Genomic DNA, 12378 nt, shown 5'->3' with positions numbered 1-12378 from the left:
TGAGTTGCCCGACTTTCATGAAAGTCGGGCAACTCGGGGTTGGAGCAGGCGGGCGCGGTGCGCGGCTACGCCCAGACGCCGTCGGAGCGGACGTCCTGGTCGAGCTGCAGGCCCGCCGTCGCGGCGCGGATGCCCTCCGCGCCGACGCGATCGAGCAGGGCGAGCGCGCCGAGGTTGTCCTCCAGCTGCGACATCCGGCTGACGCCGAAGAGCACGTTGGCCGTCACGGGGTTCGCGAGGCAGAATGCGATGCCGAGCTGCGTCGGGGTCGCATCGAGCTCGGCGGCGATCCGGGCCACCTCCGGGTAGATCGCGACGATGCGCTCGCGGATCCCGCCGACGTCCGCGCCGATCTTGCGACCGGGCACGGCCTTGCCCGCGAGGATGCCGCCCTCGAAGGCATCCGAGGCCTGCAGCGCCAGCCGCCCAGACGCGAACAGCTCGCCGTACTCCGGCCCCTCGGCCATCGAGCGACGCACGAGGCCGTACTTCAGCTGCGCGAAGCTCGGCGGCACGAGCCCCTCGCGCTCGGCGTGGTCGAGCGCGAGCACGAGGTCGTCGGCTCGCCAGTTGTTGACACCCCACGCGCCGAGCCGGCCGGCCGCGATCTCGGCCTGCACGTCGTCGACGACGCGGCGCACGTCGATCGGCTCGAGGTAGTCGCCGACGACGGCGAACTCCGCGCGCTCGACGCCGATGCGCTCGAGGGAGGTGGTGAACTGCCCGGCGAAGCCGACGCGCGGGTACTCCCAGAGCCAGAGCTTGCCGCAGAGCAGGTAGTCCTCGCGGGCGAGCCCGGCCTCGCGCACGGCACGGCCGAAGATCAGGTCGGTCGTCGCCTGCTCGGCGTGCGGGCCCAGGTCGTAGTGCGCCACGTCGAAGAACGCCGCGCCGGACTCGTGCGCGCGACGGATCAGCGCGACCGCGTCGTCGAAGTCTATGCGGTCCCAGGTGTTCCAGGACCCGAGGGAGAAGACGGGGACCTCCGGCCCGCCGGGGCCGAGCTGGCGGGTGGGAACGGTGACGGTCATGCGGCCTCCTCGTCGCTTTTTTCTACGCTCGTATAATATAACCACGGGCGTGCACCGACGCACGCCGACGGCAGAAGGAGATCCCGTGTCCGAACCTCGAATCGTGCTCATCACCGGCGGCGCCGGCGGCATCGGCCGCGGCATCGCCGCCGCGTTCCGCGACGCGGGCGACCGGGTCGTCGTCGCCGACGTCGACGCGGACGCCGCACGCGCGGCGGGCGAGGAGCTCGGCGTCGCGCACCTCACCCTCGACATCACGGATGCCGGGGCCGCCGCCCGCGCGGTCGAGGAGCTGGAGGCCGAACACGGCCCGGTGGGCGTCCTCGTGAACAACGCCGGCATCCTCTCGGTGCACGGCGCCCTCACCGAGCTCGAGCCCGACGCCTACCGCTCGATCGTCGACGTGAACATCGTCGGCACCTTCACGATCACCCAGGCGGTCGCCCGTCGTATGATCGCGAACGGCACCCGCGGCGCGATCGTGAACATCTCCTCGATCGGCGGCCGCCAACCCACGCCCGGGATGGGCGCCTACGAGTCGAGCAAGGCCGCCGTCGACTCACTCACCCGCTGGGCGGCGATCGAGCTCGCCGGGCACGGCATCCGCGTGAACGCGGTCGCGCCGGGGCCGGTGCTGACGCCGATGCTGCGGATGGGGATGCCGGAGGGCTCCCCCGCGCGCGAGGCCTGGTCGAGCCGCATCCCGCTCGGCACGCTCGCCGAAGTCGAGGAGGTGGCCCCCGCCGTCGTCTTCCTCGCGGGCGAGGGCGCCGCGCACATCACGGGCGTGAGCCTCGCCGTGGACGGCGGCCAGCTGCTCACCTGAGCCGCCGCGCCACACCGCCGACCGAGTTGCCCGACTTTCATGAAAGTCGGGCAACTCTGGGTTGGGGGGAGTCGGGGCTGGGGCGGATCAGCGCTCGTAGACGACGTCGCCGTCGACGACGGTGAGCTCGACGCCCACGCCGGGCAGCTCGGCTGGGGTGAGCTCCAGCGGGTTCGCCTCGAGCACGCAGAGGTCGGCCGCCATCCGCGGCGCGAGCGTGCCCTTCCAACTCTCTGCGCCGTCCTGATGCGCCGGCACGACCGTGTACGCGCGCAGCAGCTGCAGCATCCGCCGCTCAGCCTCCGCCGGCGCCGCGGCGCCCATCCAGGCATCCGCGTCCGCCACGCCCTGCCGCCAGTCCGGCGCGAGCACGGGGGCATCCGAGCTGAGCGAGACGCGCACGCCCGCCTCGATCGCGCGCCCGATCGGCCACGCCGCCGCGGCGACCTCCTCGCCGAGCACCCCGGCGACCCACGGGGCCGTCTTCGCAGCGATCCCGGCCTGCACGTTGAGGCCCATGCCAAGCCCGCGCATCCGCTCGAGCGCCGCCGGGGTGACGAGGTCGCCGTGGATGACGTAGTGGCGCAGATCGGCCGGAGCCTCCGCGGCGGCGGCCTCGACCGCGTCGACGACGTGATCGATCGTGCGGTCCCCGGTGGCGTGCACGCCGAGCTGGAGGCCCTGCCGGTGCACGGCCCGGATCATCTCACCGAGGTTCGCGGCGCGCTGGTCGAGGTCCCCTCCGCCGACGAGGAGCCCGCCGTGCGATCCGTCCGGATAGGCGTGCGCCGTCCACGCCTGCAGCATCGGCGGGATGCCGTCCGCGAAGATCTTCACCCCGGCGACGCGCAGCCAGGCGGGACGCTCGGTCTGCCGCTCGAGCCCGCGCAGTCCGGCGAGGAACGCCCGCAGCTCGCTCGGCCCGTCGAGCACGCCGAACAGGGCGAGCACGTTCACGCGGGCGCGCAGCGCGCGCTCCGACTCGAGCGCGCGGTAGCTGTCGAGCACGGCCTGGCCGAAGCATCCGGTCGCGCCGTCGTCCTCGCCCGGCCCGAGGCCGGGCTCCGTGTAGCTCGTGATGCCGAGCGAGGCGATGAGCTCGCCCGCGCGCAGGATGGCCCGGCGCCGGCCGGCCTCGTCATCGACGAGGCGGGGCCCGGACGGGACGTGCGGATCGGCGGCGGATGCCTCGAGCGGGGCGGCCTCGGCGAGCGGTCCGCCGTGCCCGCCGGCGGGCACCTCGGCGCCGGCGCCCGCCTCCATCGCCCCGAAGACCGTGTCGGGCCACATCGCGCCCAGCCACGTCGCGTGCAGGTGCGAGTCGTTGATGCCCGGGATGACGGCGCGCCCTGCGAGATCGACCACGCGGGTGCGCCGGCCGATCAGCGGGGCGATCCGCGCCTCGTCGCCGACGGCGAGCACTCGCCCGTGCCGCACGGCGATCGCGGTGCCGCGGGTGTCGGCGGCGTCGAGCGCGAGCACCATCCCCCCTCTGAGCACCAGCTCGGCGGGGCCCTCGGCACCCGATCGTTCGACTCCCTGCACGTCTCCTCCTCGAGCGCTGGCAATTTTGGTCAACGTATGTAGAATAACCCACATCGGCGGCCGGTCGACAACGTCGCGACCGGAACCACCGCCTCGAAGGGAGCTTTCGATGACGATCCCCACGACCACCCGCGCCGCCGTGCTCACCGCGCACGGCGAGCCCCTCGAGCTGCAGGAGCTCCCGCTCCCCCAGCAGGTCGAGCCCGGCGCGGCGCTCGTGCGCATCACCTGCGCGAGCCTCTGCGGCACCGACATCGAGATCTGGTCGGGCCGGATGAGCTTTCCCGGCATGCTGCCGATGGTGCTCGGCCACGAGATGGTCGGCGAGGTCGTCGCCGTCGGTGAAGGCACCCGCGACGCGCTCGGCCGGGAGCTCGCCGTCGGCGACCGGATCGGCTGGTCCGAGTCCACCTGCGGCGAGTGCTTCGGCTGCACCGTGCTCCGCGAGCCCGTCGCCTGCAGCCGCCGCGGCTACGGCTTCCTGCAGCGCTCCGACGTGCCGCCCTACGCGACCGCCGGTCTCGCCGACTACGCCTACGTGGTGCCCGGCGCGGCGAAGCTGCTGCTGCCCGCCGAGGTCAAGGACACCTGGGCCTCGATGGCCGGCTGCGCCGCCAAGACCGTGCTGCGCGCCTTCGGCCGAGCGGGCGGCGTGCGGCCCGGCTCCCGCGTCGTCGTGCAGGGCTCGGGCGCCCTCGGCATCTTCGCCACCGCCGTCGCAAAGCTCTCCGGCGCGGGCACGGTCATCACCGTCGGCGCCCCCGCCGAACGACTGGCGATGGCCGAGCGCTTCGGCGCCGATCACGTCGTGGGCATCGAGGGCGGCTCGGACGCGGTCGTCGCCCGGGTGCTCGAACTCACCGATGGGCAGGGCGCGGATCTCGTGCTCGACTTCGCCGGCGCGCCGAGCGTCGGTCCCGAGGCGATCGGCATGGCCGCCCAGCGCGGCACCTTCGTCGTCGTCGGCTCCACCGGCCCCGTCGGCGAGCCGATCGCCCTCTCGGCGGTCATGGGCAAGGAGCTGACCGTCGTCGGCTCGCTGAACGGCGACATCTCCGATTACGCCCGCGCCATCGACTTCTTCCGCGCCTTCGCCGATCGGATGCCGTGGGACGAGCTCTTCTCCCCCGCCGTCCCGCTCGCCGAGGCGAGCGCGCACATCGAGCGGATGCATCGGCTCGGCGAGATCAAGGCCGTCATCGACCCCCGCCTGCCCTGAGCCGGCGCCACCACGACCGCACGCCCACGACTGGAGCGACCATGACCGCACCCACCACCATCCCCACCCGCGAGATCGGCACGAGCGGCATCCGCACCGGCGTGCTGGCGCTCGGCTCCTGGCACACCTACGACCGCATGGACTTCGAGGACGCCGTCGAGCTCGTCGCGACCGCCGTCGAGCGCGGGATCACCCTCTTCGACGTCGGCGTCTACGGCTTCCCCGGCATGAAGCCGCCCGCGATCACCGACGTGCTGTTCTCGGCGATCGTGCGCGGCGCCGGGCTCGCCCGCGAGCAGTACCAGCTCTCCGAGAAGCTCTGGCTCGAGGGCTACGGCGAGGGCGGCTTCCGGCCGCAACTGGAGCGGGCGCTGTTCCGCGTCGGCACCGAGTACGCCGACCTCGTCATCCTCGGCGACCTGCGCCGCGACGACCTCTCGCTGCGCGAGCTCGTGCTGGACCTCGCCGGGCTCGCCGAGGCCGGGCTCATCCGGGCCTGGGGGGTGAACAACTGGTCGGCGACGAACATCCGCACGCTGCTCGAGCTCGCCGAGGCCGAGGGGGTGCCCGGCCCGCAGATCGCGCAGCTGAAGTACAGCGTCGCCCGCCGGTCCATCCCCGACGGCGAGCCCTTCGCCGCCCTTTGGGAGCGCGGCTTCAGCATGCAGGCCTCCGACGTGATGGAGGGCGGCATCCTCGCCGGCCGGGTCGAGCGCGAGCGCGAGGTGGGCCGGGACCCCGGCGACGTCCGCGCCCGCATCGTCGAGCAGGTGCCCGAGTTCGTCGCGCTGGCCGAGTCGCTCGACGCGAGCCCGGCCCAGCTCGCTGTCGCCTTCACCCTCACCCACCCGGCGAACACGACGACCCTCTTCGGCGCGACCCGGATGGCGCAGCTCGAGCAGAACCTCGCGGCCGTCGAGCTCGCCGAGCGTGTCGGCGCCGCCGAGCTGCGCCGGCTCGTCGAGCCGTTCTGGGCCGACCGCGGGGTCGTCGACCCCGAGGGCCCCTGAGCGGCCCGAGGCATCCGCCGCCCGCTCCGCCGCACCGAGGCATCCACCCCGTTCTCCCGACCGACCGATCGAAAGCCGAGACCATGACCGCCTACCCGCCCGTGCCGTTCGCCGACGAACTGCTGCCCGCCCTCGAGGCCATGAACGCCGCCCCGCAGCCGCCGCTCACGGAGGAGAGCCTGCCGCACACCCGGGAGGGCGCCGACCGGATGTTCCCGTCCGCCGCCGAGCTCGTCGCCGGCCGCGCAGTCGAGACCGAGGAGCGGGTGATCCCCGGCCCGGAAGGCTCGCCCGATCTCGAGATCACGATCTTCCGCCCGGCGGGGCACGCCGCGGCGAGCACGCCGCTGCCGGCGCTCGTCAACTACCACGGTGGCGGCATGATCGTCGGTCACCGCTCCTGGGAGCACGGTCGCGTCATCGACCTCGTCGAGTCGCTCGGCGTCGTCGGCGTCAACGTCGAGTACCGCCTCGCCCCCGAGCACCCCTACCCCGCCGGCGTCGAGGACAACTACGCCGCGTTCGTCTGGACGGCCGAGCACGCCGCCGAGCTCGGCGTCGACCCCGAACGGGTCGTCGTCATGGGCGGCAGCGCGGGCGGCGGCTTCGCGGCCGCGGTCGCCCTGATGGCGCGCGACCGGAAGGGCCCCGCGCTCGCCGGCCAGCTGCTGATCTGCCCGATGCTCGACAACACGAACAGCACCGTGGGCAGTTACCAGTACGACGGCATCGGCACCTGGCAGCGCGAGCTCAACCTGCTCGCCTGGCGGATGGTGCTCGGCGCCGAGCTCGCCGGCTCCACGGAGGCGCCCGCCTACGCCGCGCCGAGCCGAGCCGCCGATCTCTCCGGCCTCGCCCCCGCGTTCATCGAGGTGGGTGCGGCGGAGATGTTCCGCGACGAGGACGTCGACTACGCGAGCCGCATCTGGGCGACCGGCGGTCAGGCCGAGCTGCACGTCTGGGGCGGCGCCTTCCACGGCTTCGACATGTACGCGCCCGACACCGAGCTCACCCGCGCGGCGCTCGCCTCCCGGGACTCCTGGCTCCGCCGGGTGCTCGGCCTCTGACCCGCGTGCCCGGCCGCTGAGCCGAGCGCCCCACCGACCCCGACGTCCGTGCCGGCGGAACGCCTGCCCCGCCGGCACGGACGACTCGGACCTGAACCTCGCGCAGACGCGCACACCGCCACGGAACGAGGGAGTCCCGATGACCACCGACGCCGCGCCTACCCCGGTGCCCTACGACCCCGCCCTCGAGCCCGGGCTCGCCGCCTTCCTCGAGCTCGTCGAGCGCATCCCGCTCCGGGCCGACACGATCCTCGCGAACCGGGCGCACTTCGCCACCATCATCCCGCCGATCGAGGCGCAGATCGGCGAGCTGCCGCTCGACTTCGAGCACCGGCGCGTGCCGGGGCCCGCCGGCGCGCCCGAGGTCGAGGTGACGGTTATCCGCCCCCGCGAACGCGCCGAGGCCGCCGCACCCGGCGTGCTCGGCATCCACGGCGGCGGCCTCGTGCTCGGCACCCGCTTCTTCGGCACCCCCGAGCTCATCGAGCTCGCCCTGCGCTACGGCACCGTCGGCGTCGCCGTCGAGTACCGGCTCGCCCCCGAGCACCCGGGCCCCGCCGCCGTCGAGGACTGCTACGCGGCGCTCGAGTGGTTCGCCGCGCACGCCGGCCAACTCGGCGTCGACCCCGAGCGGATCATCGTCTCCGGCGCGAGCGCGGGCGGCGGCCTCTCCGCCGGGGTCTCGCTGCTCGCGCGGGAGCGCGGCGGGCCCTGTCTCGCCGGCCAGCTCCTCAACTGCCCGATGCTCGACGACCGCAACGAGACCGTCTCGAGCCGGCAGTACGACGGCATCGGCGCCTGGGACCGGAACAACAACGACACCGCGTGGACCGCCGTGCTCGGCGAGCGCCGCTTCGGCGACGACGTCGCCCCGGCCGTCGCGCCCGCACGCGCCGCCGAGCTCGGCGGCCTGCCGCCGGCGTACCTCGAGGTCGGCGCGGCCGAGGTGTTCCGCGACGAGACGGTCGACTACGCCACCCGGATCTGGGCGGCGGGCGGCCAGGCCGAGCTGCACGTCTGGGCGGGCGCCTACCACGGCTTCTCGGGCTTCTCGCCGGACGCGATCGTCTCCCGGGCGGCGAACGAGGTGCGCGACAGCTGGCTGCGACGCATCCTCGGCGTCGAGCCGTTCGAGCTGTCGCCGTGACGCACGACGCGGGCGACGCCGGCGCCCGGCCGGACGCGCCCGGAGCGGCGGGCCGCCCCCGGCCGATCATGGGCGTCGGTCGGGCGATGCTCGTGCTCGGCCTGCTCGAGGCCTTCGGCCCGCTGTCGATGGACCTCTACCTGCCGAGCCTGCCGCAGCTCGCCACGAGCCTCGGCACGAGCGACGCGCTCGCCCAGGCGACCATGTCGGTCTGCATGATCGGGCTCGGGCTCGGCCAGCTCGTCGCGGGGCCGCTGAGCGACCGCTTCGGCCGTCGCCGCCCGCTCCTCGTCGGGGTCGCGCTGTTCACCGTGCTCTCGCTCGTCTGCGTCGTGGCACCGAGCATCGAGGTGCTGCTCGCCGCCCGATTCCTGCAGGGGCTCGCCGGCTCGGCGGGCATCGTCATCTGCCTCGCCGTCGCGCGCGACCTCTATTCGGGCGCGGAGCTCAGCCGCATGCTCTCCCTGCTGATGCTGGTCAGCGCCTCCGCGCCGATCGTCGCCCCTGTCATCGGCGGCCAGCTCGCGCTCGTCATGGACTGGCGCGGCATCTTCGGCGTGCTCGGCGGCGTCGGCGCGCTGCTCTTCGTGCTCGCGCTCACCCTCATGCGCGAGACGCTGCCGCCCGAGCGCCGGCACGGCGGCGGCTTCGCGGCGAGCGGTCGGCATCTCGGCGCGCTCGCCCGCGACGGGCTCTTCCTCGCCGTGCTCGGCGCCTCGGCGGCGGGCGGCGTCGCCTTCTTCGCCTATCTCTCGATGTCGAGCTTCGTGCTCCAGGACGAGTTCGGCCTCAGCCCGCAGCTGTTCTCGCTGTGCTTCGCCGCGAACGCCGTGGCGAACATGGCCGGCGCGCAGCTCAGCCGCGTGCTCGTGCGCCGCACCGGGCCCGCCCGGATGTACCTCCTCGGCCTCAGCGTCACGGCCGCCTGCGCCCTGCTGCTCCTCGGCGGCGCAATCGCCGGCGTCGCGCTCTGGGTGATCCTCGCGCTCGGCCTCTTCCTCGCGAGCGTCGGCGTGGGCGGCCCGAACGGCTCCACGCTCGCGCTCTCGGCGCACGGGGACCGGGCGGGCACGGCATCCGCCGTCCTCGGCACCGCGCAGTTCACCGTCGGCCCGATCGTGGCCCCGCTCGCCTCGCTCACCGGGGCGACCGCGCTCGCCATGGGCTCGACGATCGCCGCGGGCGCGCTCGTCGCGCTCGCGCTCGGCTGGGCGGTCGTGTTCCCCGCGCTCCGCCGCCGCGGCGCCCTCGCCCCCTGAGCTCCACCCTCACCTACGAGTTGCCCGACTTTCATGAAAGTCGGGCAACTCGGGGTGTGGTCGGGAGCGGCGGTTAGTCGGCGAGGAGGAAGCGGGCGGCCTGCTCGCCGATCAGCACGGCCGGAGCATTCGTGTTGCCCGTCGTCACGCGCGGCATGATCGAGGCATCCGCGACGCGGAGCCCCGCGACGCCGTGCACCCGGAGCTTCGGGTCCACGACCGCGTCGGGGCCGACGCCCATCGCGCAGGTGCCGACCTGGTGGTGGTACGTGATCGCGGTCGAGCGCACGTAGTCCTCGAGCTCGTCGTCCGGGACCTCGGGACCCGGGTAGAGCTCCGAGGCGCCCCACGCCTCGGCGAGCGCGGGCTGCCGACCGATCCGGCGGCACTGCGCGACCGAGGCGACGAGGGAGCGCACGTCGTCGGGGTGCGAGAGCGCGCCGAGGTCGATGCGCAGCGGGTCATGCGGCTCGGGTCCGGACAGGCGGATGCTGCCGCGGCTCTTCGGCGTCACGATCCCGGCCATGAGGGAGAATCCGTCGCCGGGTCCGGTCATGCCCTCCTGGTACATCGGCACGCTGAAATTGATCGGCTGGGTGTCCGGCACCTCGAGGGCGGGGTCGCTCTTCCAGAACAGGTGCGTCTGCGTCACCGACACGCCCTCGTGCGGCGGCCCGACCGGGCGCTCGGTCGTGAAGATCACCGGCGACAGCAGGTGGTCGTGCAGGTTGCGGCCGACGCCCGGCAGGTCCGCGACGACGTCGATGCCGAGCTCGGCGAGCTCGTCCGCCGGCCCGATGCCGCTGCGCAGCAGGATCCGCGGCGAGTCGATCGCGCCGGCGGCGAGCACGACCTCGTCGGCGCGCAGCTCGTGCAGCTCGCCGTCCTGCTCGTAGACCACGCCCACGACGCGCGGCCCGCTGCCGGGAGCGCCGGCCCCCGGTGTTGCGCCGGGCTCGGGCTCCGCGAAGACCAGCCGGTGCACGTGGCAGCCGACGCGGACGTCGACCGCGTCGCGCACGGGCGCGAGGTACGCGAGGTAGGTGTTCAGGCGACGTCCGTCGCGCATGGTCACCTGCTCCTGCGAGACGCCGTCGAGGTGGTCGCCGTTGTAGTCGGGGTTGTGCTCGAGCCCCTCCTCGACGGCGGCCTCGATGATGGACGCCTGGATCGGGTCGAGCGGGTAGTCGTCGGTGACGTCGAGGAGGCCGGCATCGCCGTGCAGCGCCGAGGCGCCGCCCGAGAAGCGCTCGATGTCCCGGTAGATCGGCAGCACCTCGGCCCACGACCAGCCCTCGTTGCCGAGACTCGCCCAGTGGTCGTAGTCGGCGGGCGCGCAGCGCACCCAGATCATGGCGTTCAGCGAGTGCGAGCCGCCGAGCACCTTGCCACGGGGCAGGTGCAGGCGGCGATCCGCCGCGGCGGGCTGCGGCTCGGTGAAGTAGTCCCAGTCGTCGGGGCTGTGCCAGAGCTCGCCCATCCGGCTCGGGTCGTGGATGGCGGGGTTCGTGTCCTCGCCGCCGGCCTCGAGCACGGTGACCGAGACGCCGGCGTCGGCGAGCCGGCGGGCGACGACGCTGCCGGCGGAGCCCGCGCCCACGACGACGACGCGACGCGCGCCGTCGCCGGGCTCGGGGGTGACGGTGGACTGGGGGGTTGCGGCCACGGGCGTTCCTCTCCATCGGGGATGCCTCGAGGCTGCCAGCCCGCGCCCGCCCCGGCGAGGGCCCGGACGGCCCAGTACGCACACGGTCAACGCTCGTGCTCGCCAGGTCAAGGCCGGTCGGGCGGGCGCTCGTAGCGTGGGATCCGACCGGATTCACCCGGTCTCGACCGGACTCTCTGAGTGGAGGAATCCATGGAAAGCTACGACCGCCTCCTCGAGGCGATCACGCCGGCGTCGGGGCCGTCCCGCGACGTGCACGACCCGGCCACGGGCGAGCTCATCGGCACCGCGCCGGTGCAGGACGTCGCCGACCTCGAACGCGCCATCGACACTGCCGTCGCCGCGCAGCCCGCGTGGGCCGCCCTCGCCGACGAGGAGCGCCGCGGCTACCTGCACCGCGCCGCCGACGCCATCGAGGCCGCAGCCGAGCCGCTCGCCGAGCTGCTCTCGCGCGAGCAGGGCAAGCCGCTGAACGGGCCGAACGCCCGCTTCGAGGTCGGCGCCTGCGTCGCGTGGCTGCGCGCCACCGCCGAGACGCCGCTGCCCGTCGAGGTCGTCGTCGACGACGGCGAGAACTACGCCGAGCTGCACTACCGCCCGATCGGCGTCGTGGGCGCGATCTCGCCGTGGAACTGGCCGATGATGATCGCGATCTGGCAGATCGCCCCCTCGCTGCGGATGGGCAACACCGTGGTCGCGAAGCCGGCCGAGACGACGACGCTCTCGGGGCTCGCCCTCGTCGCCGTCATGAACGAGGTGCTGCCCGCCGGGGTGCTGAACATCGTGGCCGGCCCGGGTCGCACCGTCGGCGACGCGCTCACGAAAAGCCCGAAGGTCGGCAAGATCATGTTCACGGGCTCCACCCCGGTGGGCAAGCGCATCATCGAGGCGAGCGCGAACAACGTCACGCGGCTCACCCTCGAGCTGGGCGGCAACGACGCCGGCATCGTGCTGCCCGACGTCGACCCCGCGGCGATCGCCGAGAACCTGTTCTGGGGCGCGTTCATCAACACGGGCCAGACCTGCGCCGCCCTGAAGCGGCTCTACGTGCACGACTCCGTCTACGACGAGGTCGTCGCGGCACTCGTGGAGGTCGCCAAGAACGTACCGATGGGCGTCGGCCTCGACGAGCAGAACGTGCTCGGCCCGCTGCAGAACCGCGGCCAGTACGAGATCGTCGACCGCCTCGTCGAGTCGGCGAAGGCCTCCGGCGCCCGCGTGGTGCTCGGTGGCGACCCCGACCACGACGCCGTCGGCAACTTCTACCCGACGACGATCGTCGCCGACATCGACCCGCACAACGACCTCGTCGTCGAGGAGCAGTTCGGCCCGGCCCTGCCGGTGATCCGTTACTCGGACCTCGACGAGGTCGTGGGCCTCGCGAACGAGCTCGAGGTCGGCCTCGGCGCCTCCGTCTGGTCCGCCGACCGGGATCGGGCCCGCGAGATCGCCGCGCGCCTGCAGGCCGGCACGGTGTGGATCAACTCGCACGGCGGACTGCACCCGATGGTGCCGTTCGGCGGGGCGAAGCAGTCCGGCTACGGCCGCGAGTTCGGCGTCGAGGGCCTGAAGGCCGTCGCCGAGCCGCAGGTCGTCAGCGGCTGAGCC

Annotated in this window: 10 protein-coding genes; 7 read left to right on the top strand and 3 right to left on the bottom strand. The window is 73.8% G+C overall.

The features are described from left to right. Positions 1 to 65: 65 nt before the first annotated feature. Positions 66 to 1031: an aldo/keto reductase gene (locus tag QSJ60_RS08260; protein WP_285463265.1), complete on the bottom strand. Its 966-nt coding sequence runs from the start codon at positions 1029 to 1031 to the stop codon at positions 66 to 68. A gap of 85 nt (positions 1032 to 1116) precedes the next feature. Between QSJ60_RS08260 and QSJ60_RS08255 the strand changes: the two genes are divergently transcribed. Next, the gene (locus QSJ60_RS08255; RefSeq protein ID WP_230767706.1) at positions 1117 to 1857 is read left to right on the top strand and encodes an SDR family NAD(P)-dependent oxidoreductase; all 741 of its coding nucleotides are present in this window, start codon (positions 1117 to 1119) and stop codon (positions 1855 to 1857) included. An 87-nt stretch (positions 1858 to 1944) separates the two neighbouring features. On the opposite strand, the gene QSJ60_RS08250 is transcribed toward QSJ60_RS08255, so the two are convergent. Then, entirely contained in the window at positions 1945 to 3402 is a 1458-nt protein-coding gene (locus tag QSJ60_RS08250; RefSeq protein WP_230767704.1) for an amidohydrolase, read from the bottom strand. A gap of 109 nt (positions 3403 to 3511) precedes the next feature. Here QSJ60_RS08250 and QSJ60_RS08245 point away from each other — a divergent pair, with 109 nt between their 5' ends. From QSJ60_RS08245 to QSJ60_RS08225, 5 genes are all read left to right on the top strand, one after another. Further along, positions 3512 to 4621, top strand: coding sequence for a zinc-binding dehydrogenase (locus QSJ60_RS08245; protein WP_285463264.1), 1110 nt, complete (start codon positions 3512 to 3514; stop codon positions 4619 to 4621). 41 nt (positions 4622 to 4662) lie between these two features. Next, positions 4663 to 5631 carry an aldo/keto reductase gene (locus tag QSJ60_RS08240; protein WP_230767700.1) on the top strand — a complete coding sequence of 323 codons (969 nt, stop codon included), beginning with the start codon at positions 4663 to 4665 and terminating at the stop codon, positions 5629 to 5631. Between the two features lie 83 nt (positions 5632 to 5714). After that, the gene (locus QSJ60_RS08235; RefSeq protein WP_230767698.1) at positions 5715 to 6698 is read left to right on the top strand and encodes an alpha/beta hydrolase; all 984 of its coding nucleotides are present in this window, start codon (positions 5715 to 5717) and stop codon (positions 6696 to 6698) included. Between the two features lie 139 nt (positions 6699 to 6837). Continuing rightward, entirely contained in the window at positions 6838 to 7845 is a 1008-nt protein-coding gene (locus QSJ60_RS08230) for an alpha/beta hydrolase (protein ID WP_285463263.1), read from the top strand. Continuing rightward, positions 7842 to 9104 carry a multidrug effflux MFS transporter gene (locus QSJ60_RS08225; protein ID WP_230767694.1) on the top strand — a complete coding sequence of 421 codons (1263 nt, stop codon included), beginning with the start codon at positions 7842 to 7844 and terminating at the stop codon, positions 9102 to 9104. Before QSJ60_RS08230 ends, QSJ60_RS08225 begins: the two co-directional genes overlap by 4 nt. Before the next feature lie 73 nt (positions 9105 to 9177). Here QSJ60_RS08225 and QSJ60_RS08220 read toward each other — a convergent pair whose 3' ends face one another. Beyond that, positions 9178 to 10770 (bottom strand): GMC family oxidoreductase, encoded by a 1593-nt coding sequence (locus tag QSJ60_RS08220; protein ID WP_285463262.1) that lies wholly within the window; start codon positions 10768 to 10770, stop codon positions 9178 to 9180. A 192-nt stretch (positions 10771 to 10962) separates the two neighbouring features. On the opposite strand from QSJ60_RS08220, the gene QSJ60_RS08215 reads away from it, so the two are divergent. Continuing rightward, the gene (locus QSJ60_RS08215) at positions 10963 to 12375 is read left to right on the top strand and encodes an aldehyde dehydrogenase family protein (RefSeq protein ID WP_230767690.1); all 1413 of its coding nucleotides are present in this window, start codon (positions 10963 to 10965) and stop codon (positions 12373 to 12375) included. The last annotated feature ends 3 nt before the right edge of the window (positions 12376 to 12378 follow it).

Source organism: Agromyces sp. NBRC 114283, from assembly GCF_030268405.1.
GTDB classification, from domain to species: domain Bacteria; phylum Actinomycetota; class Actinomycetes; order Actinomycetales; family Microbacteriaceae; genus Agromyces; species Agromyces mediolanus.
The sequence above is the reverse complement of the archived record's forward strand: the minus strand, read 5'-3'. Positions and strand labels throughout refer to the sequence as shown.